Source organism: Streptomyces sp. R-74717 (assembly GCF_047305335.1).
Taxonomy (GTDB): domain Bacteria; phylum Actinomycetota; class Actinomycetes; order Streptomycetales; family Streptomycetaceae; genus Streptomyces; species Streptomyces atratus.
Window position 1 is genome coordinate 7,099,653 of the sequence record NZ_CP102361.1, and the last position, 19,444, is coordinate 7,119,096.

General features: G+C 69.8%; 18 protein-coding genes, 1 pseudogene and 1 riboswitch. Of the genes and pseudogenes, 10 read left to right on the forward strand and 9 right to left on the reverse strand.

Annotated elements, in window-relative coordinates; translation table 11 throughout:
• Nucleotides 1-9 precede the first annotated feature (9 nt).
• The 4 genes from macS to NRF20_RS32545 all read left to right on the forward strand — a co-directional run bounded on the left by macS (nucleotide 10) and on the right by NRF20_RS32545 (nucleotide 4,142).
• Complete coding sequence (gene macS / locus NRF20_RS32530) at nucleotides 10-1,233, forward strand: MacS family sensor histidine kinase (protein WP_398629665.1); 1,224 nt, start codon at nucleotides 10-12, stop codon at nucleotides 1,231-1,233.
• Complete coding sequence (locus NRF20_RS32535) at nucleotides 1,230-1,922, forward strand: response regulator (protein ID WP_266361919.1); 693 nt, start codon at nucleotides 1,230-1,232, stop codon at nucleotides 1,920-1,922. The genes macS and NRF20_RS32535 overlap by 4 nt, the downstream gene beginning before the upstream one ends.
• 109 nt (nucleotides 1,923-2,031) lie before the next feature.
• A complete protein-coding gene (locus tag NRF20_RS32540) occupies nucleotides 2,032-3,060 on the forward strand; it encodes a 6-phosphofructokinase (protein WP_398629664.1) in 1,029 nt (342 codons plus the stop codon).
• An 80-nt stretch (nucleotides 3,061-3,140) separates the two neighbouring features.
• Nucleotides 3,141-4,142 (forward strand): 2-hydroxyacid dehydrogenase, encoded by a 1,002-nt coding sequence (locus NRF20_RS32545; protein ID WP_398629663.1) that lies wholly within the window; start codon nucleotides 3,141-3,143, stop codon nucleotides 4,140-4,142.
• A gap of 40 nt (nucleotides 4,143-4,182) precedes the next feature.
• On the opposite strand, the pseudogene NRF20_RS32550 reads toward NRF20_RS32545, so the two are convergent.
• Together NRF20_RS32550 and NRF20_RS32555 are read right to left on the reverse strand one after the other, a co-directional pair.
• Nucleotides 4,183-6,122, reverse strand: a pseudogene (locus tag NRF20_RS32550) (anthranilate synthase family protein).
• 93 nt (nucleotides 6,123-6,215) lie between these two features.
• Nucleotides 6,216-6,302, reverse strand: a complete 87-nt coding sequence (locus tag NRF20_RS32555; RefSeq protein WP_107451293.1) for a trp operon leader peptide — start codon at nucleotides 6,300-6,302, stop codon at nucleotides 6,216-6,218.
• Between the two features lie 67 nt (nucleotides 6,303-6,369).
• Here NRF20_RS32555 and NRF20_RS32560 point away from each other — a divergent pair, with 67 nt between their 5' ends.
• Together NRF20_RS32560 and NRF20_RS32565 are read left to right on the forward strand one after the other, a co-directional pair.
• The gene (locus NRF20_RS32560) at nucleotides 6,370-7,722 is read left to right on the forward strand and encodes a class II 3-deoxy-7-phosphoheptulonate synthase (RefSeq protein ID WP_398629661.1); all 1,353 of its coding nucleotides are present in this window, start codon (nucleotides 6,370-6,372) and stop codon (nucleotides 7,720-7,722) included.
• 169 nt (nucleotides 7,723-7,891) lie between these two features.
• Nucleotides 7,892-8,188, forward strand: a complete 297-nt coding sequence (locus NRF20_RS32565) for a bacterioferritin-associated ferredoxin (RefSeq protein WP_398629660.1) — start codon at nucleotides 7,892-7,894, stop codon at nucleotides 8,186-8,188.
• Nucleotides 8,189-8,203: 15 nt separating this feature from the next.
• On the opposite strand, the gene bfr is transcribed toward NRF20_RS32565, so the two are convergent.
• Nucleotides 8,204-8,683 carry a bacterioferritin gene (gene bfr / locus NRF20_RS32570; RefSeq protein ID WP_093543851.1) on the reverse strand — a complete coding sequence of 160 codons (480 nt, stop codon included), beginning with the start codon at nucleotides 8,681-8,683 and terminating at the stop codon, nucleotides 8,204-8,206.
• A gap of 154 nt (nucleotides 8,684-8,837) precedes the next feature.
• On the opposite strand from bfr, the gene NRF20_RS32575 reads away from it, so the two are divergent.
• Complete coding sequence (locus tag NRF20_RS32575; protein ID WP_398629659.1) at nucleotides 8,838-9,470, forward strand: sulfite oxidase-like oxidoreductase; 633 nt, start codon at nucleotides 8,838-8,840, stop codon at nucleotides 9,468-9,470.
• Between the two features lie 32 nt (nucleotides 9,471-9,502).
• Here the strand turns inward: NRF20_RS32575 and NRF20_RS32580 are convergent, their stop codons facing one another.
• The 6 genes from NRF20_RS32580 to thiO all read right to left on the reverse strand — a co-directional run bounded on the left by NRF20_RS32580 (nucleotide 9,503) and on the right by thiO (nucleotide 15,300).
• Nucleotides 9,503-10,087, reverse strand: coding sequence for a DUF4396 domain-containing protein (locus NRF20_RS32580; RefSeq protein WP_398629658.1), 585 nt, complete (start codon nucleotides 10,085-10,087; stop codon nucleotides 9,503-9,505).
• Nucleotides 10,088-10,189: 102 nt separating this feature from the next.
• On the reverse strand, nucleotides 10,190-11,047 hold the full coding sequence (locus tag NRF20_RS32585) for a deoxyribonuclease IV (RefSeq protein WP_398629657.1): 858 nt from the start codon (nucleotides 11,045-11,047) through the stop codon (nucleotides 10,190-10,192).
• Between the two features lie 6 nt (nucleotides 11,048-11,053).
• A complete protein-coding gene (pknB, locus tag NRF20_RS32590) occupies nucleotides 11,054-12,964 on the reverse strand; it encodes a Stk1 family PASTA domain-containing Ser/Thr kinase (protein ID WP_398629656.1) in 1,911 nt (636 codons plus the stop codon).
• A gap of 121 nt (nucleotides 12,965-13,085) precedes the next feature.
• Nucleotides 13,086-13,880 carry a thiazole synthase gene (locus NRF20_RS32595; RefSeq protein ID WP_398629655.1) on the reverse strand — a complete coding sequence of 265 codons (795 nt, stop codon included), beginning with the start codon at nucleotides 13,878-13,880 and terminating at the stop codon, nucleotides 13,086-13,088.
• A 2-nt stretch (nucleotides 13,881-13,882) separates the two neighbouring features.
• Nucleotides 13,883-14,119, reverse strand: coding sequence for a sulfur carrier protein ThiS (gene thiS / locus NRF20_RS32600; RefSeq protein WP_398629654.1), 237 nt, complete (start codon nucleotides 14,117-14,119; stop codon nucleotides 13,883-13,885).
• On the reverse strand, nucleotides 14,116-15,300 hold the full coding sequence (gene thiO, locus NRF20_RS32605; RefSeq protein ID WP_413753781.1) for a glycine oxidase ThiO: 1,185 nt from the start codon (nucleotides 15,298-15,300) through the stop codon (nucleotides 14,116-14,118). The genes thiS and thiO overlap by 4 nt, the downstream gene beginning before the upstream one ends.
• Nucleotides 15,297-15,410: riboswitch (TPP riboswitch) on the reverse strand. (Overlaps the previous gene by 4 nt.)
• Nucleotides 15,411-15,864: 454 nt before the next feature.
• On the opposite strand from thiO, the gene NRF20_RS32610 reads away from it, so the two are divergent.
• The 3 genes from NRF20_RS32610 to NRF20_RS32620 all read left to right on the forward strand — a co-directional run bounded on the left by NRF20_RS32610 (nucleotide 15,865) and on the right by NRF20_RS32620 (nucleotide 19,396).
• Nucleotides 15,865-17,121 (forward strand): NAD(P)/FAD-dependent oxidoreductase, encoded by a 1,257-nt coding sequence (locus tag NRF20_RS32610; RefSeq protein ID WP_413753782.1) that lies wholly within the window; start codon nucleotides 15,865-15,867, stop codon nucleotides 17,119-17,121.
• 117 nt (nucleotides 17,122-17,238) lie between these two features.
• Nucleotides 17,239-18,987, forward strand: coding sequence for a peptide-N4-asparagine amidase (locus tag NRF20_RS32615; protein WP_413753783.1), 1,749 nt, complete (start codon nucleotides 17,239-17,241; stop codon nucleotides 18,985-18,987).
• A gap of 43 nt (nucleotides 18,988-19,030) precedes the next feature.
• The gene (locus NRF20_RS32620) at nucleotides 19,031-19,396 is read left to right on the forward strand and encodes an Rv2175c family DNA-binding protein (protein WP_093893586.1); all 366 of its coding nucleotides are present in this window, start codon (nucleotides 19,031-19,033) and stop codon (nucleotides 19,394-19,396) included.
• Nucleotides 19,397-19,444: the final 48 nt, after the last annotated feature.

Consider the following 19,444-nt stretch of genomic DNA (forward strand, 5'->3'; position numbering starts at 1 on the left):
GGTGGGGAAGTGGCCAGGCGCGAGCGGGTCGTACGCATGTCGGTCGAGCAGCCGCTGTGGCGTGCGCTGACGGCGTACCGCATTCTGACGATGGTCTACGCGGTCCTGCTCGCCGTCTTCGGCCGGGACAGGTACGAGCGGCCCTGGGTGGCCGTCGCCTTCCTGGTGGTGATGGCGGCCTGGACGCTCGGCACCCTCCCGAAGGTCGCGGGCGCCGCCGCCTGCACGAAGCGTTTCCTCGGCGCCGACCTGGCTCTCGCCCTCTTCGGCATCCTGCTCACCCCGCTCGCCGACTTCGACGCCCAGCACATCGACGGTCCGACGCTGTCGTCCATCTGGACCGCCGGTTCCGTGCTGGCCTTCGCGATCAAGGGCGGCTGGCGCTGGGCGGCCTTCGCCTCCACCTTCGTCGCAGTCGCCAACATCATCGAGCGCGGCGACCCCAGCCGGGACACCTTCCACAACGTCCTGCTGGTCTGGGTCGCCTCCATCGCCATCGGTTACGTCGTCGAGGTGGCCAGGGCCAGTGAGCGCACCCTCGCCCGCGCCCTGGAGATCGAGGCCGCCACCCGCGAGCGGGAACGGCTGGCCCGCGACATCCACGACAGCGTGCTCCAGGTCCTCGCGATGGTGCAGCGCCGCGGCACGGCGCTGGGCGGCGAGGCCGCCGAACTGGGCCGGATGGCCGGGGAGCAGGAAGTCGCCCTGCGCACCCTGGTCTCCAGCGGTCTGGTGCCCACCACCCGGGTCTCCGAGGACGCCGCCGAGGGCGCCGTGGTCCGCAGCGTCGAGGTCGACGACGAACCGTCCGGGCAGGCCGACTGCGATCTGCGCTCCCTGCTCGCCCCGCACGCCGGCTCCCGGATCAGTTTCGCGGAGCCCGGCGCACCGGTGCTGCTCGCTCCCGGGGCGGCGAAGGAACTGGCGGCCGCTGTCAGTGCCGCCCTGGACAATGTCAGGGTCCACGCGGGGGAGAATGCCCAGGCCTGGATCCTCGTCGAGGACTGGCCGGACGAGGTGATCGTGACGGTCCGGGACGACGGCCCCGGCATCCCGGACGGGCGGCTCGCCCAGGCCGAGGGCGAGGGGCGGATGGGGGTCGCCCTGTCGATCCGGGGAAGGCTGCGTGACCTGGGCGGCACGGCAGAGTTGATTTCGGTGCCCGGCCAGGGCACCGAGGTCGAGTTGAAGGTTCCGAAGGTTTCACGGGGGAAGGCGGGATCAGCAAGATGAGCACGGAGAACATCCAGGGTGCCGAGGAGCGGACCATCAGGGTGATGGTCGTCGACGACCACCCGATGTGGCGCGATGCCGTCGCCCGCGATCTTTCCGAGTCCGGTTTCGAAGTGGTGGCGACCGCCGGTGACGGGCCACAGGCCGTCCGCAGGGCGAAGGCCGCCACCCCCGACGTCCTCGTACTCGACCTCAACCTGCCCGGCATGCCCGGCGTACAGGTCTGCAAGGAACTCGTCGGCTCCCACCCCGGACTGCGCGTCCTGGTGCTCTCCGCGAGCGGCGAGCACGCCGACGTGCTGGAGGCGGTCAAGTCCGGCGCCACCGGCTATCTGCTCAAGTCGGCCAGTACGCAGGAGCTGACCGAGGCCGTGCGCTCCACCGCCGTCGGCGACCCCGTCTTCACCCCGGGCCTTGCCGGACTGGTCCTCGGCGAGTACCGAAGGCTCGCGTCCGACCCCACGTCCGTCGCCTCCGACGAACCCAAGGCCCCGCAGCTCACCGAGCGCGAGACCGAGGTGCTGCGGCTGGTCGCCAAGGGGCTCTCGTACAAGCAGATCGCCGAGCGTCTGGTCATCTCGCACCGCACCGTCCAGAACCACGTGCAGAACACCCTGGGCAAGCTCCAGTTGCACAACCGGGTGGAGCTCGTGCGGTACGCGATCGAGCGCGGCCTCGACGACGCCTGACCCAACCTGCCCGGATTGCACGGAATTTGACCTTCCGACCCATTCCTGAGTGACCTGGATCACCATTAGCGTGGTCATCAGCGAGCTCACTCGGCGAAGGGATGCTTCCATGCGGGTCGGAGTGCTGACCGGGGGCGGCGACTGCCCCGGGCTCAATGCGGTCATCCGCGCCATCGTCCGCAAGGGCGTGCAGGAATACGGCTACGACTTCATCGGATTCCGGGACGGCTGGCGCGGCCCGCTGGAGGGCGAGACGGTGCCGCTCTCCATTCCGGCGGTGCGCGGCATCCTGCCGCGCGGCGGCACCATCCTCGGTTCCTCGCGCACCAATCCGCTCGGCGCGGAGCACGGCGTCCGCCGGATCAGGGACAATCTCGCCAAGTGCGAGGTCGATTCGCTCATCACGATCGGCGGCGAGGACACCCTGGGCGTGGCGGCGACCCTGTCCGGCGAACATGGCATCAAGTGCGTCGGCGTTCCCAAGACCATCGACAACGACCTCTCCGCAACCGACTACACCTTCGGATTCGACACGGCTGTCGGCATCGCGACCGAGGCCATCGACCGGCTGCACACCACCGCCGAATCCCATATGCGGGTTCTCGTCGTCGAGGTGATGGGCCGTCATGCGGGCTGGATCGCGCTCCACTCGGGACTGGCCGGCGGTGCGAATGTCATCCTCATCCCGGAACAGCGCTTCGACATCGATCAGGTGTGCGCCTGGGTGGCCTCCCGTTTCAGGGCGAGCTACGCACCGATCGTGGTGGTCGCCGAAGGAGCCATGCCCGCGCAGGGCGAGATGATTCTCAAGGACGGATCGCACGACTCCTTCGGTCATGTCCGGCTCTCCGGTGTCGGCGAATGGCTGGCCAAGGAGATCGAGAGCCGTACCGGCAAGGAGGCCAGAACGACCGTCCTCGGCCATGTTCAGCGCGGCGGCACCCCCAGCGCCTTCGACCGCTGGCTGGCCACCCGCTTCGGCCTGCACGCGATCGATGCCGTGCGGGACGGTGACTTCGGCACGATGGTCGCCCTGAAGGGCACCGGCATCGTCCGGGTGCCGATCGCGGAGGCGACTGCCCGGCTCAAGACCGTCGACCCGGCCCTCTACGCGGAGGCAGGTGTCTTCTTCGGCTGAGCGGCGCACCGGGGGCATGGGTCGTATATTCGCGATGACCGGCCCATGTCCCCTGATCTGCGCAATGAACGGGAGAAGTCATGGAAATCCTGGCATTCGGTGTGCAGTCCGACGAGAAGCCGCTGCTCGAGAAGGCCTTCGCCGGACAGCACGAGGTCCGTTGCCTGGACGTCTTCCTCACCCAGGACACCGCCCCCATCGCGGCGGGCCACGAGATCATCTCCACCAGCGTCAACGCCGACCTGGGCAGCAGCGTCCTGCAGACCCTTGCAGCGGGTGGCACGCAGATGATCGCCCAGCGCTCCACCGGCTTCAACAACATCGATCTCGATGTCGCCGAGCGGCTCGCCCTGCGGGTCGCCCGGGTCTCCTCCTACTCGCCTTACGCGGTCGCGGAATTCGCCTGGACGCTCGCGATGGCGGTCAACCGCCGCATCATCCGGGCCGCGAGCCGCACCCGCGACTTCGATTTCCGGCTCGACGGGCTCCTCGGCCGGGACATGCACGGCCGCACGGCCGGTGTGATCGGTACGGGCAAGATCGGCGAGGCCTTCACCCGGATCGCCCACGGCTTCGGCATGAAGCTGCTCGGCTGGGACATCGCTGAGAACCCCGCCTGTGTCGCGCTCGGCATGGAATACGTGGAGAAGGAACAGCTCCTCACCGATTCCGACCTGATCAGCCTGCACGTCCCGCTGCTGCCTTCGACCCACCACATCATCGGCAAGCACGCCCTCGCACACATGAAGGACGACGCGATCCTGATCAACTCCAGCCGCGGTGGACTCATCGACACCACGGCGCTGGTCGCCGAGTTGCGCGCGGGCCGTCTCCTGGGGGTCGGGCTCGATGTGTACGAGGCGGAGGCCGGGCTCTTCTTCTTCGACAAGTCCCTGGAGGGCATCGACGACGACACGCTCGCCCGGCTCGTCACCTTCCCGAACGTCGTCGTTACCTCGCACCAGGCGTACTACACGCAGGACGCCGTGGCCCAGATCATCGACGCCACCGTCCAGAACGTCGCCGACTATCTGGCCGACCGCCCCAGCGACAACGTCCTCGTCCCGGTGCTTTCCCGGTGAGCCGGGAACCCCGGAGCCTCTCCGGGGTTCCCGAGCTCCTTCAGCCGGCCACCGGCAGCCCCGCCAGCAGCCCGGCCACGATTGTCGCGCCGCGCAGTGTCAGCACCGACTCCGGGTGGAACTGCACCGAGGCGAAGCCCGGACCGCGCAGTGCGTGAAGCTCCCCGGTCGCCTCGTCCAGGCTCGCCTCGACACCGTGCGCCGCCAGCTCGGTGACCGCGCCGTCGTCGCAGCGCGCGGTGAAGCTGTTGTAGAAGCCGACCGTCTCCGGCCGCCCGAACAGATCGATCCGGGTCTGCGTGCCCTGGTACGGCACGGTCTTGCGGACGATCTCCAGCCCCAGCTCCGCCGCGATCAGCTCATGGCCGAGGCAGACCCCCAACAGCCCGTGCCGGTGATCACGGACCAGCTCCGCGGCGAACTCGCGCAGCAGCCGCATCTTCGGGTCGGTGGTGTCACCCGGATCTCCGGGCCCCGGGCCCAGCACGACCGGGCCCTCGTGCGCCCGCACGCGCTCGCGCAGCCCCGGCTCGTCGTAGCGGTGCACCGACACCTCCAGACCCGAGGAGCGCAGCAGATGCGCCAGCATCGCGGTGAAGGTGTCCTCACCGTCGATCACCAGCGCATGGCCGGACAGCTCGTGCGTACGCTCCTGCATCCGCAGCCAGAACGGTGCGAGACCGTCGCGCCGGGCGTCCAGTGCCGCCTGCACCCGCGGGTCGGCCGCCAGCTGCGGAGGTGCCGCCTCGGCCCGGGCCGGCCCGGCCGCACCCCCAGCGCGGCCAGCACGCCGGCCGCCTTCGCATGGGTCTCGGCGACCTCGCTGTCCGGATCGGAGTGGCGTACGAGCGTCGCCCCGACCGGTACCTGCAATTGCCCGTCGGCCGAGATGTCGGCGGTACGGATCAGGATCGGTGAGTCAAGGGTCTGCGCCCCGCCCGGCTCCTGCCGCAGCAGCGCCAGCGCGCCCGCGTAGTAGCCGCGGCCGCCGGGCTCGTACCGCTCGATGACCCGGCAGGCGTTCTGCACGGGGGAGCCGGTGACCGTCGCCGCGAACATGGTCTCCTTCAGCACCTCCCGCACATCGAGCGAGGAACGCCCGCGCAGCTCGTACTCCGTGTGTGCGAGATGGGCCATCTCCTTGAGCCGCGGCCCGACCACCACCCCGCCCATGTCGCCGACGGTGCACATCATCTTGAGTTCCTCGTCGACCACCATGGAGAGCTCGTCCCTCTCCTTGCGGTCGGAGAGGAAGGTCAGCAGATTCTCGGCGGTCGGGCCCTCGGCGGGGTAGCGGTACGTCCCGCTGATCGGGTTCATCACGACCGTCCCGCCGGACATCCGCACATGCACCTCGGGGCTGGCACCGACGAGCGTCCGCCCACCCGTCGCCCGCCGCCCCGATGACGAGGGCCCTCCGGGCCCGCTGTCACCTGTGTGCACGACGAACGTCCAGTACGCGCCTCGCTCACCGGCCAGCAGCCGCCGGAAGAGGGCCAGTGCGTCGGCCCGGCCGAAGCCGGGGATCTCGCCCCGGAAGGTCCGCCGGATGACGAAGTTCGCTCCCTCTCCCTGCCCGATCTCGTCCTCGATGACCCGCCGGACGATCCCGGCGTACTCCTCGTCGGGGACGTCGAAGGCGCCGCCCTCGACCCGCACGTCATGGACCGGCAGGTGGTCCAGCACCTCGGACAGCGGCAGCTCGTACGTCTCCTCCGCGGCCAGCACGGACAGCGGCGTCCCGTCGTCGCGCACATCGAAACCGCGCTCGGCGATCTGCCGGAACGGCACCAGGGCGAGCGAGGGCAGCGCACCGACCGGGAGATCGGCGAGCCGGTCCGCTTCCCGCACCCGGCCGATCAGCACCTCGACGGTGTCCTGGTCGCGGCCGGGGGTGCGCCGGCGCAGCAGCGCGAACGGCGGGCAGTCGTCGCGGAGGAGCCTCTCGATGACGAGGTCGGTGCGGTGAGGCTGAGACATTGGGGTGTTCCTTCCGGATGGAGGAACGGCTCCCGAAACGCAGAGAAGGCCGCCCCTCGGGCGGCCTTCGCGTGGTCTGTTGCGCGCGATCGATCAGTGGGCCGCCGGATGAGCGGTCCACCACCAGTTCTGGTTTGTCTGCGCGAACATGTTCCGAACCCTAACGGATGACCACGTCATCCGAGCGCGCGTCTCAACTATTGAGCCTACGGATGGACGCACCGCCGAACCCCGTAATGTTGTCGGTGTGACCGTGAACGCCAATACCTCCGTCGCCGGTGGCAACACCTGGCGAGACCTTCCCGCGGCGCAGCAGCCCGAGTACCCCGATGCCGAGGCTCTGCGCGATGTACTCGCGGACCTCGCGTCGTATCCCCCCCTCGTCTTCGCGGGCGAGTGCGACCAGCTGCGTGCCCGCATGGGAGCCGTCGCCAAGGGCGAGGCGTTCCTGCTGCAGGGCGGTGACTGCGCCGAGGCCTTCGACGGCGTGTCGGCCGACCACATCCGGGCCAAGCTGAAGACGCTGCTCCAGATGAGTGCCGTCCTGACCTACGCGGCCTCCGTGCCCGTCGTCAAGGTGGGCCGGATCGCCGGGCAGTACTCCAAGCCGCGCTCCAAGTCGACCGAGACCCGCGACGGCGTCACCCTGCCGACCTACCGCGGCGACTCCGTCAACGGCTTCGCCTTCACCGAGAAGGCCCGCGTCCCGGACCCCGAGCGGCTGAAGCAGATGTACCACGCATCCGCTTCCACGCTGAACCTGGTCCGCGCCTTCACCACCGGCGGTTACGCCGACCTGCGCCAGGTGCACGCCTGGAACCAGGACTTCGTGAAGTCGTCGCCGTCCGGCCAGCGCTACGAGGCGCTCGCCCGCGAGATCGACAACGCGCTGAACTTCATGAAGGCGTGCGGTACGGACCCGGCCGAGTTCAAGGCGGTCGAGTTCTACTCCTCGCACGAGGGTCTGCTGCTGGACTACGAGTCGGCGCTGACCCGCACCGACTCGCGCACCGGCCGGCTGTACGACACCTCCGGCCACATGGTCTGGATCGGTGAGCGCACCCGCCAGATGGACGGCGCGCACATCGAGTTCGCCTCGAAGATCCGTAACCCCATCGGCATCAAGCTCGGCCCGACGACCACCGTCGACGAGGCGCTCGGCTACATCGAACGCCTCGACCCCGAGCGCGAGCCCGGCCGGCTGACCTTCATCGTCCGCATGGGCGCCGACAAGGTCCGCGACAAGCTCCCCGACCTGGTCGAGAAGGTCACCGCCTCCGGTGCCACCGTGGCGTGGGTGACCGACCCGATGCACGGCAACACCTTCGAGGCCGCCTCCGGCCACAAGACCCGTCGCTTCGACGACGTCCTTGACGAGGTCAAGGGCTTCTTCGAGGTGCACAAGGGTCTCGGCACGCACCCGGGCGGCATCCACGTCGAGCTCACCGGTGACGATGTCACCGAGTGCGTCGGTGGCGGACACGAGATCTTCGTGGACGATCTGCACCAGCGCTACGAGACGGCATGCGACCCGCGGCTCAACCGCAGCCAGTCCCTCGACCTGGCGTTCCTGGTCGCCGAGATGTACCGGGACCAGTAGGCATCACCGCAGGCAGCGCGCGTACGACTGTGGGGCACGGATCGATGTGATCCGTGCCCCACAGGGCGTTCGGAGGCTTTCAAGGGCTTGGGGCGGCAGGTAAGGTTAGGTTGGCCTCACCGATTAACGGGGTGGCGCCGACGACCGATCCCGCCGGGAGGTGAACCGCATGTACGTCTGCTCGTGCTTCGGCATTACGGAGAAGCAGGTCAAGGAACATGCGGAAGCAGGGGCATGCACGCCCCGGCAGATAGCCTCCGCCTGCAAGGCGGGCACGGACTGTGGCGGCTGCGTCCGCGCGATCCAGGCCGTGCTCGGCCGCGGTGCCTGCCCGCGCCGCGAGCTGATCGACCGGAAGCGGACGCCGGACACTGCCGCCGACGCCGCCACGGACACCGTCCCCGAGGTCGATCCGGGTATCGCTCCCGGCATGGCCCCGGGCATCCGGCTCCCCGAAGCGGCCTGATCCGCCGGACAGGCCCTAGCTGTCGGGCTGCTCGATCTGCTGGGCGATGTAGAGCGGCTCGCCGAGCTTCTCGACCAGTTCCAGCTGGGTGTCGAGGTAGTCGATGTGGTGCTCCTCGTCCTCCAGGATCGACTCAAAGATGTTTGCGGACGTGATGTCGCCCTTGCCGCGCATCAGCTCGATCCCGCGCTTGAGGCGGTCGATCGCCTCCACCTCGACCTGGCGGTCGGCCTGGAACATCTCGGTGACGGTCTGACCCACCCGCACGTGGAACAGCCGCTGGTAGTTGGGCAGCCCATCGAGGAAGAGGATGCGGTCCGTGAGGATCTCGGCGTGCTTCATCTCGTCGAACGACTCGGAGCGGGTGTACTTCGCGAGCTTCGTCCAGCCGAAGTTGTCCTGCATCTTTGCATGCAGGAAGTACTGATTGATGGCGGTCAACTCGGCGGTCAGCTGCTCGTTCAGGAACTCAAGGACCTCGGGGTCGCCCTGCATCGCAGAGGCTCCTTCCAACCGGTGAACGGGGCAAGTTGGCCGCATCCTCGCACCGCACCCGGTGATCGTCCAGTAAGTACATGCTTAGTACGAGTTGCCCGAATTGAACTTGCCCTGGTCGGGACCACCCCTGCCTGTCTGTCACCATGGAGTCATGGGTCAGCCGGAAAGCCGGGAAATCAGCGCGTCGGAGCAGTCCGAGCTTCCGCCGGGACAGCGACTCCAGCGCGGTTGGCCGGTTACCCACTACGGGCCCGTCCCCAAGTTCAAGCCCGACCGCTGGGAGTTCCGGGTCTTCGGCGCCACGGCGGACGGCGAGAAGCACTGCTGGAACCACCAGGAGTTCTCGGTACTGCCGTTCACCTCGGTCGTCGCCGACCTGCACTGCGTCACCAAATTCAGCATGCTCGGCGCCGAATGGGGCGGGGTGCTCGCCCGCACGGTCCTGGAACTCGCGCCACCCGCGCCGAACGTCACCCATGTGATGGTCTGGGCCGAGTACGGCTTCAGCTCGAACCTTCGGCTCTCCGACTTCGCCTCGGACCGAACGCTTTTCGCCACCCACAAGGGCGGTGAGCTGCTCACCGCCGAGCACGGCTTCCCGCTCCGGCTCGTCGTGCCGCACCTCTATGCCTGGAAGGGGCCCAAGTGGGTCCGGGGTGTCGAGTACATGACGGCCGACCGCCGCGGCTTCTGGGAGGAGCGCGGCTATCACAACATCGGCGACCCGTGGCGCGAGCAGCGATACTCCTACCAGGAAGAGTCCGGGGAAGGTCCCGAGCTCTGACCTGACGGCTCCCGGGCCGGCCCGGTCCGCCCTCAGTGGTGGTACTGGTGCACCACCGCGTGGCCCTTGCCGCGGCCGATCATCCACTTGTTGACCGGTGTGGTGACGACGAAGGCGACGGCGAGCGAGAGTGCGAGCGCTCCCCAGAACAGCGTGTCGGAGAGAGTGGCGTCCATGGCGCCCGGCCACAGTGCGATCACGCCGTTGTCGATCAGCTCCATCACCGCGATGGAGAGTGTGTCGGCGGCGAGGGCGACCCGCAGGGCCGTACGGAAGTCGACGCCCGCCTTCCGGATGGAGCGCAGCGTCAGCGTGTAGCCGAAGAAGAAGGCCAGGACGATCGCGAGCGCCATCGTCTCCATGTTGCCCCAGTCGAGCGCCGTGCCGATCGCCATGCCGAGGATCTCGCCGATGGCGCATCCGGTGAGGCAGTGCAGGGTGGCCTGTGCGGCCATGGCCCAGCCGGCCTTGCCGGGGTGGCGGCCGGTGTGGTCGGTGTGACCTGAGTGGGCTGCGTGCTCACCGTGGTCTATGTGCTGGCTGTGATCTGTGTGCTGCCCGTGCTGCTCGCCCCGCTCATGGTGGCTGTGCTGTTCGTGCTGCGTGTCGCGCTTCATGGCGATCCCCCAATGCCGAGTAGCGGTTCCTGCCGACAGCAAGAACCGTATACCCCCATGGGGTATTCCTCAACCGGGGGAATCGCTGCGTGGGCGAGGCGCTCAGCCCCGGTCGCCCAGCCGCTTCAGTCGCGCCACATCCGCCGCATGCCCCTCCTTCCCGCCCGGCGTCTCGATGATCAGCGGTACACCGGCGGTCGCCGGATGAGTGAAAAGCTCCCGGAACGGCTCCTCGCCGATGTGCCCGGCGCCGATGTTCTCGTGCCGGTCCTTGTGCGCTCCCACCACATCCTTGGAGTCATTGGCGTGGATCAGTTTCAGCCGGCCCTCGCCGACCGTGTCCACCAGCAGGTCCAGTGTCTGCCGCATGCCCGTCGGGCCCGTCAGATCGTGGCCCGCCGCGTAGATGTGGCAGGTGTCGAGGCAGATGCCGAGCTTGGGATGGGCGTCGAGTGCGTCGAAGTACGGGCCGAAGTCCCAGGTCCGCGAGCAGAGCGAGAACCCCTGCCCGGCGGTCGACTCCAGCAGCAGATACGGATCGTCGTCGTGCGTCAGCTCGTCCAGCAGCGGCCGCATGTGCGTGCGTACCTGTGCAAGGGCCTGCTCGCGCGGCCGGCCGCCCGTTGCCGATCCGGTGTGCACCACGACGCCCAGGGCGCCGATCTCGCGGGCCCGGCGCAGTGAGTGGCGCAGCGAGTCCACGGACTTCTCGACGGTGGCCACGGTGTGCGAACCGAAGTTGATCAGGTACGGGGCGTGGACGTACGCCGGTATGGAATCGGCGGCGCACTCGGCGCGGAACTGCTCGTCCTGGGCCGGGTTGCCGGCGGGCGTCGCCCAGCCGCGCGGGTTGGCGACGAAGACCTGGACGGCCTCCGCCCCCATCTCGCGGGCGTAGGGGAGGCCGACCTTGGCGAGGCCGCCGGCCACGGGAACATGGCCGCCGACTGGATTGCGCATATGGATCTAGAGTCCCTTGGTCCTGATGGTGATGGTGCTGCCCTCGGGGGCCTGCTTGCCGCCGTCGACGGACTGGCTGTCGATGGTGTCGCCGAAGGAGAGGAACGGGCGGTCGACCTTGACCTCGAAGCCCGCGTCCTCAAGCCTGCTCGTGGCGTCGTCGACGTCCTTCCCGATGACGTCCGGCACGTCGATCATCCGCGGCCCCTTGGAGACCGTGAGCGTGATGGTGTCGCCCTCGGCGGCCTCGGTGCCCTCGCCCGGCGACTGACGGGCGATGTCGCCCGCGTCCTCGGGGGAGCTGACCCGGTCGGGCAGCACCTTTGCCTTCAGCCCCTTCTCGTCCAGCGCGGCGGTGGCGTCCTCGATGGACAGGCCGGTGACATCCGGGACGTCGACCGGAGCGCCCTTGCTGACGACGAGGGCGACCGCGGAGTCCGGGTGGCGCTCGGTGCCCGCCGCCGGATCCGTGCGGATCACTTCGCCCCGTCCCGTCTCCTGGCTGAACTCCTTGGTGACCATGCCGGGCACCAGACCCGCCTCCTTCAGCGCACGCCTGGCATCCCCGAGTGAGAGGTCCTGCACATCGGGCACCTTCACGATCTCCGGGCCGCGCGAGACGATGAGCGTCACCGCGTCGTTCCCCCGGATGCGGGCGCCGGACTCGGGGTCGCTGCTGATGACCTTGCCGCGCTCGACGGTGTCGCTGTAGGCCCGTTCGACGCTCTTGAGTTCCAGGCCGGCGTCCGAGAGCCGTGCCTGGGCGGTCTTCTCGGTCTGGCCGAGCACCGAGGGGACCCGGGCGAACTGCCCGGAGTTGATGTACCAGACACCGGTGCCGATCCCCAGCGCCAGCAGCACCGCGACGACCACGGTGATGACGGAGCGCCGCGGTCCGCGGCGGCGCAGGCCGTGCGGCGCGGGCTGTGTCGGCGGGGGCATCTCCAGTCGGCTGGTGTGGTGCGCGACGCCCTGGTCGGCCGGGAGCAGCCGCGGGATCACGCTCGTGCGGTCCTCGGCGGCGTCGTGCACCTCGGCGAGAGCCTGCGGAGGCACGGCGTCCAGCTGGGCGTCGGTGAGGCCGGAGCGGGCCTCGCGGGTCTCGGCGAGCAGCGCCACCGCGTCGAACGGGCGGACCTCGGGGTTACGGGCGGTGGCGACGGCCACCAGGTCGTCGAGCTCGACCGGGAGCCCCGGGACGGCGGCCGACGGGGCCGGGACGTCCTCGTTGAGGTGCTGGTAGATGACCTGGGCGGGGGTGTCGCCGGCGTGCGGCTTGGAGCCGGTCAGCATCTCGTACAGGACGACACCGCAGGCGTACACATCGGTGCGGGTGTCCGCCGTGCCGTGCTCTATCTGCTCGGGGGCGAGATAGGAGACGGTGCCCAGGACGGACCCGGTGGTGTTGGTGACGGCGCCCACGGCCCGTACGAGACCGAAGTCGGCGACCTTGACCCGGCCGTCGTCCCCTATCAGGACGTTCTCAGGCTTCATGTCGCGGTGCACGAAGCCCGCGCGGTGCGCGGCGCCGAGGGCGGCGAGGACCGGCTCCAGGATGTCCAGTGCGGCCCTCGGCTGCAGGGCGCCGCGCTTGCGCAGCACGTCGCGCAGGGTGCAGCCCGCGACGTACTCCATGGCGAGGTAGACGTACTGCCCCTGGGCGCCCTGGTCGAAGACCGCGACGACATTGGGGTGCGCGAGCCGGGCCACGGACTTGGCCTCGCGGATGAAGCGTTCGACGAACGAGGCGTCCGTGGCGAGCGCCGGGTGCATCACCTTGAGGGCGAGCACCCGGTCCAGCCGGGTGTCCACGGCCCGGTAGACCGTGGCCATGCCGCCCACGGCGATGCGGGCATCGACACGGTAGCGGCCGTCGAGCAGCTGCCCGACGAGAGGGTCCTGGAGGGTCGTATCCACGCATGCGAGTCTACGAGCCGCCACGGACACGGCTCACGGGCCGGGGCAGACCCGGGGCCGTACTGCAGCCGAGCCGTGACAGGGACATGCGCGCCGCAGCCGCCGGCGGCGGTCCGGTGGGTCAGAACGCCGGGCGCTCCGGGTCCAGCACCGCGCGCCCCTCCACCGGCGACGAGGCCTCGGCGAAATGGCGGCGCGGGATCCGGCCGGCGCGGTACGCCAGCCGCCCGCCCTCCACCGCATGCCGCATCGCCGCAGCCATCAGCTCGGGCTCCTGGGCCCGGGTCACCGCGGACGCCAGCATCACCGCCGCGCACCCCAGCTCCATCGCGAGCGCCGCGTCCGAGGCCGTCCCGGCGCCCGCGTCGAGAATCACCGGTACTCGGGCCTGCTCGACGATCAGCTGGAAGTTGTGCGGATTGCGGATGCCGAGGCCGGAGCCGATGGGGGAGCCGAGCGGCATGATCGCCGCGCACCCCACGTCCTGGAGCCTGCGGGCCAGTACCGGGTCGTCATTGGTGTACGGCAGCACGGTGAAGCCGTCGTCCACCAGAGTCTCCGCGGCGTCCAGCAGCTCGATCGGGTCGGGCAACAGGGTCCGCTCGTCGGCCACCACCTCCAGCTTGATCCAGGTGGTGCCGAGCGCCTCGCGGGCCAGCCGGGCGGTCAGCACGGCCTCGCCCGCGGTGAAGCAGCCCGCTGTGTTCGGCAGCACGCGGATGGAGAGCCTCTGGAGCACGGAGAGCACCGAGCCCTGCACGGTCGGATCGAGGCGGCGCATCGCGACGGTGGTGAGCTCGGTGCCGGAGGCGGTCAGGGAGCGTTCCAGCACGTCGAGGCTGGGCGCCCCGCCGGTTCCCATGATCAGCCGGGAGCCGAAGACGGTGTCGCCGAGGGTGAAGAGATCGTCGGACATGGTCAGCCTCCCTGGACCGCGGTGAGAACTTCGATCCGGTCGCCGTCGGCGAGCGTCGCGGTGGACCACCGGCTGCGTGGGACGACGGTCTCGTTGACGGCGGCCGCGACGCCGGAGTGCGTGGCGGTCAGGGTGGCGACAAGGGTGTCCAGGGTGGTGCCCGCGGCGAGGAGGCGGACCTCGCCGTTCACGGACACGGAGAGGGGCGCGGGCCCGGAGAGGGGCGCTGGATCGGTCATGCGGGCTGCTCCTGACGTACCCGGACGGCGGCGGACGAGAAACGGTGCGGGGTGAAGGGGCGGGCCACCTCGGGCACCTCGCCTGTGGTGAGGAGCTCTGCCATGACGTCACCGGTGACGGGGGTCAGCAGCACCCCGTTGCGGTGGTGGCCGGTGGCGAGGTGGAGGCTGGGCAGGGCGGTGGGGCCGAGCAGCGGGGAGTTGTCGGGGGAGGCGGGGCGCAGGCCGGCCCGGGTCTCGGTGAGCGGCAGCTCGGTGATGCCGGGCACCAGCTCGTGGGCGTCCCGCAGCAGCTCGTAGACGCCGCCCGCGGTGACGGTGGTGTCCCAGCCCATCTCCTCGCTGGTGGCGCCGACGACCAGTTCGCCGTTCTCGCGCGGTACGAGATAGACGTGGCTGCCCCGGACCACGGCCCGGACCGTCCGGGTGAGGAACGGTGCGTACGCGGCGGGCACGGTCAGCCGCAGCACCTGCCCCTTCACCGGCCGGACCTGCGGCACGATCTCGTCCGGCAGCCCCGGGAGCCGGCCGCTGAGGCTGCCCGCGGCGAGCACGACCTGGTCGGCGGCGAGCTCCGTACCCCCGGCGAGCACGGCTCCGGCGGCCCGGTCGCGTATCACCGTCAGGCGCTCCACCCAGCCGCGGTGGAAGACCACCCCGGCCCGCTCGCAGGCGGTCAGCAGTGCGGCGGCCAGCCGGCGGGGATCGATCTGGTGGTCGCCGTCGACCCGCAGACCGCCGCGGACGCCCGGCGCGAGCATCGGCTCCAGGCGGCGGCATTCGCGGCCGGTGAGCCACTCCGACTCCAGGCCCGAACGCTGTTGCAGGACGTGCAGTTCCCGCAGATGGGCACGGTCGTCGGAGTCCAGCGCGACGGCCAGGGTGCCGCAGGTGCGGAAGCCGGTCTCCTGTCCGCTCGCCGCCTCCAGCTCGGCCGCGAAGGCCGGATAGCGGGCGGCCGAGGCGACATTGAGGCCGAGCAGCATCTGTTCGCCGTAGTGGAGTTCGGTGACGGCGGCCAGCATGCCGGCCGCCACCCGGGCGGCTCCGCCACCCGGTTCAGGATCGGCGACCGCGGTGCGCAGTCCGCGTTGCGCGGCCCGCCAGGCGGTCACCAGACCGATGATCCCGCCCCCGATGACAAGGACGTCGGATCCGTTTCCGTTCCGAGAAGAACGCATGGGTGCCCAACCCCTCCCTTCGCCGGCATGACCCGGATCAGGTTCGTACGGTCGGAGGCCGCCCAGCCTCCCTCTCAGCCCGGTGCGTCCGGGCTCCCGCGAGTGTTTTACGTTGGCCACCCTAAACCGTTCCTGGGCAGTGAGCAGGAACGGGTCCTGTCCCACCGGCACGCCCCGAACGGTCTTGGGTGCGCTGGTCCTCCGCTTTCGCGTCCTGGGCGGCGACGCATATCCCGTATGCGGTCCGTCCCAGGTGGGCGGAATCCCCACGACCTGGGTGGGTGTGGCCAGAGGCGACGAGGAGGCCCCGAACCATCACTCCGGTGATACGGGCCCCGACTGCTGACGACGCCACACCCGGCGTCCCAGATCGCGCCACACACGTTACGCACACCCAGCCGGGCATACCCACAGATCGTCACGCCGTTCACTCGATCGTGCCCATGTTCACCAAAACCGGGCGCTGGTCGAGCAGTTGTGCACCGAGTTGCAGGGCAGCGGGACGAGCACGGTCGAAGAGCTCCCCCCTTTCCTGACGATCCGTCAGGTGCTTAAGGTGTACGGGTGAGCGAGCAGCAGCAGTCAGAGCAGCCGGACCGGCAGGCAGGGCGCCGCGTCGTCATCGTCGGCGCGGGCATGGCCGGTGTGCAGACGGCGGTGGCCCTGCGGGAACAGGGCTTCACCGGCTCCGTCGCCCTGATCGGCGCCGAACCGCACCAGCCCTACGACCGGCCCCCGCTGTCCAAGGCGGTACTGCTCGGCAAGGCCGAGGACTCCGCCTTCGACGTCGACTTCGAGGCGCTGGACATCGATCTGCAGCTGGGCCGCGAAGTCACCGGTGTGCGGCCGGACGCGCATGAGCTGGACACCCCGTCAGGACCCGTTGCATACGACGTCCTGGTGATCGCGACCGGCGCCGAACCGGTCGTCCTGCCCGGCGCCGAGGGCGTTCCCGGCGTCCATCTGCTGCGCACCCTCGACGACGCGGCACGGCTGCGGCCCGTACTCGACGGGCAGCACAGCGTCGTGGTCGTCGGCGCGGGCTGGATCGGCGCCGAGTTCGCCACCGCGGCCCGCGCCGCGGGCTGCGAGGTCACCGTCGTCGAGGCCGCCGACCGGCCCCTCGCGGGCGTCATGCCCGCCGAGGTCGCCACCCCGATGGCCGCCTGGTACGCCGAGAGCGGCGCCGGACTCCTCACCGGAGCCCGGGTCGCCCGCATCGAACCCGGCCGGGTGATCCTCGCGGACGGCCGCACGATCCCGGCCGGGGCGGTCGTCGTCGGAATCGGCGCACGGCCCGCCACGGGCTGGCTGGCCGGCTCCGGCATCGCGCTCGGCCCCGACGGATCGGTGACCGCCGACGGGGCGCTGCGCACCTCGCTCCCCGATGTGTACGCGGTCGGTGACTGCGCCTCGTTCCCCTCCTTGCGGTACGGCGAACGCCTTCTCATCCACCACTGGGACAATGCCCTCCAGGGCCCTCGGACCGCCGCCGCCAACATCATCGGGGCGGTGGCCGAGGACGGCCCGGCGCCGCAGACGTACGACCCCGTGCCGTACTTCTGGTCCGAGCAGTTCGACCGGTTCGTGCAGTACGCGGGCCACCACGGGAGCGCCGACACCCTGCTGTGGCGCGGCGATCCGGCCGGTCCCTCCTGGTCGGTGTGCTGGCTGCGGGGCGGCGTCCTGGTCGCGGTCCTCGCCGTCGGCCGGCCACGCGATCTGGCGCAGGGGCGCAAGCTCATCGAGGCGGGGGCACGGCTCGATCCGGAGCGGGCCGGTGACCCGTCCGTACCGCTGAAGTCGGCGACTCGTCAGTAGGCCTACGGGTAACGGACGTTGACGTCCGCCATGTGGACGACCCCTTGGGGAGAGGCGAAAGTTAGTGCACTGTGCATCTTTTAGGGTGCTCATTTCATGTCTCTTCGAAGGATGCGCATGTTTCGACACAGATGGGCCCGCGCGCTGCGCGGAATCTCCATGGCCTCGGCGTCGATCGCCCTCGTCGGAGGCGCACTCGCCGCCCCGGCGTACGCGGGCACCGCTCCCCAGCCCGGTTCCAACCCGGCTGTCGACTACCAGGACCCGATCGACGCGCTGCCGCCGGTTTCCCGCCCGGACACCAAGCACTGCTCGGTGACGGCCGTCGACCACGACTTCGGCTACACCCTCGGCGGACCGCCGTACACCACCAAGCTCACCCCGCCCGAGAAGTGCAAGGGGCCGTGGAACAAGGTCGTCCTCGACTGGTCGGGCAGCGTGAAGGGGCGTCAGTACGACCGCCTCGCCGCGGTTTTCATCGGTGGCGCGGAGGTCTTCCGCACCAGCACCGCCGAGCCCGACGACGACGGCATCAGCTGGCACGTCGCCAAGGACATCACCGACTTCGCGCCGCTCCTCAAGGACCCGCAGAAGCTCCAGCTCGAACTGGGCAATGTCGTCAACGAGACGTACACCGGCGTGTACAAGATCAAGTTGACGGTCACGTACTATCAGGCCGACAAGCGCCACCCGGCCGCCACCACGGCTGACAGCATTGTCCCACTCGGTGACACCGGCTCCGGCGGCGCCCCCTGGATGAACGTCGGCAAGGGCGGCTCCACCCGCACCGAGGTCACCTTCCCGCGCAATCTGACCAACGCGCGCCTGGAGGTCTACGCACGCGGGGGCGGCTGTGACGAGCAGTGGTTCGACGCGGTCCCCAGCGACCTGGCGGAAACCGCTCCGGACTATCTCTGCGGCGGCGGCCCCTACCGTGAGGTGCAGGTCGCGGTGGACGGACAGCCTGCCGGTCTCGCCCAGCCGTACCCCGTGGTGTACTCCGGCGGCATCGTGCCGACCCTGTGGCGCCCGATCCCGGCCATCGACCAGTTCAAGACCGAGGCGTACGACATCGACCTCACCCCCTTCGCGGGTCTGCTGGCCGACGGCAAGCCGCACGCCATCAGCATCACCCCGTACGGTGCGGCCGACGGCTGGACCGTCGATGGTTCGCTCTTCCTCGACACGGACGCGCACGCGTCCCGCACGAGCGGCAAGGTGACCACCAACACGCTCAGTCACACCCCGGTCGTGAAGACCGTCCAGACCCCGGGCAAGGACGGCTCCACCGACGTCTCCGTGTCGACCGGCCGCTCCTGGAAGATCTCGGGCTACGTCGAGACCTCGAAGGGCCGGGTCACCACCACCGTCGAGCAGAAGTTCGCTTACACCAACACGGACAACGTCTCCCGCACGGGCAGCCATCAGGTGATGCATCAGCGTGACCACGGTTCCACCACGGTGACGACCAAGACCCGCGGGCGCACGGACGCGCAGCGGCACATCTGGTCCTACCCCATCGATGTGGACATGGACATCCCGGTGTACGGCGATTACAACAACTACGACATAAGGGCCGATGTCACCCAGCGCCGTGTGCTCGTCGACACGTCCCGTAAGGGCTCCGCACACGCGTGGCACACGGACGCGGTCACGGACGACACCGTGGACTCGACCGGCAACCTCGTCCGCACGGGTGGTGTGGTCCAGTCCGCCGACGGAGCCTCGACCGAGAAGTATCGGGGCACCACGGACACCGGAGCCTGCTACTCGCGCTCCCTGACGACCGCGCACGGCTGGGTCACCCGCGACCGGCAGAGCCACTGCCGCGTCGCGGACGTGGTCCGCGACGCCCTGAAGGGCTGAGTCCGGCTACCGGCTGTCGGTCCGGGATGGCACGCTTGTCCCTGTGACCGAGATTGACGCAAAGATCGATGCTCTCGTCCCCGCCTGGCTCCACCTTCCCGACATCGCCGAAATGCTCGATGTCGAGGTGACGCGCGTGCGGCAGCTGGTCAAGGAGGGCCAGCTCATCGCCGTACGACGTGGTGAGAACCGGGCGCTCCAGGTGCCTGCCGCCTTCATCGACGGCAACAAGGTGGTCAAGGGGCTCTCCGGAACCCTGACGCTCCTGAGGGACGACGGCTACACCGACGAAGAGATGCTGGAATGGCTCTTCACTCCCGACCCGACCCTGCCGGGCACCCCTGCCCAGGCACTGAGCGAGAATCGCGGCACGGAGGTGAAGCGCCGCGCCCAGGCGCTCGCCGTCTGACCGCAGGCCGTATGTGAGGGGCGGGCCGCGCAGCAGTGCGCGGCCCGT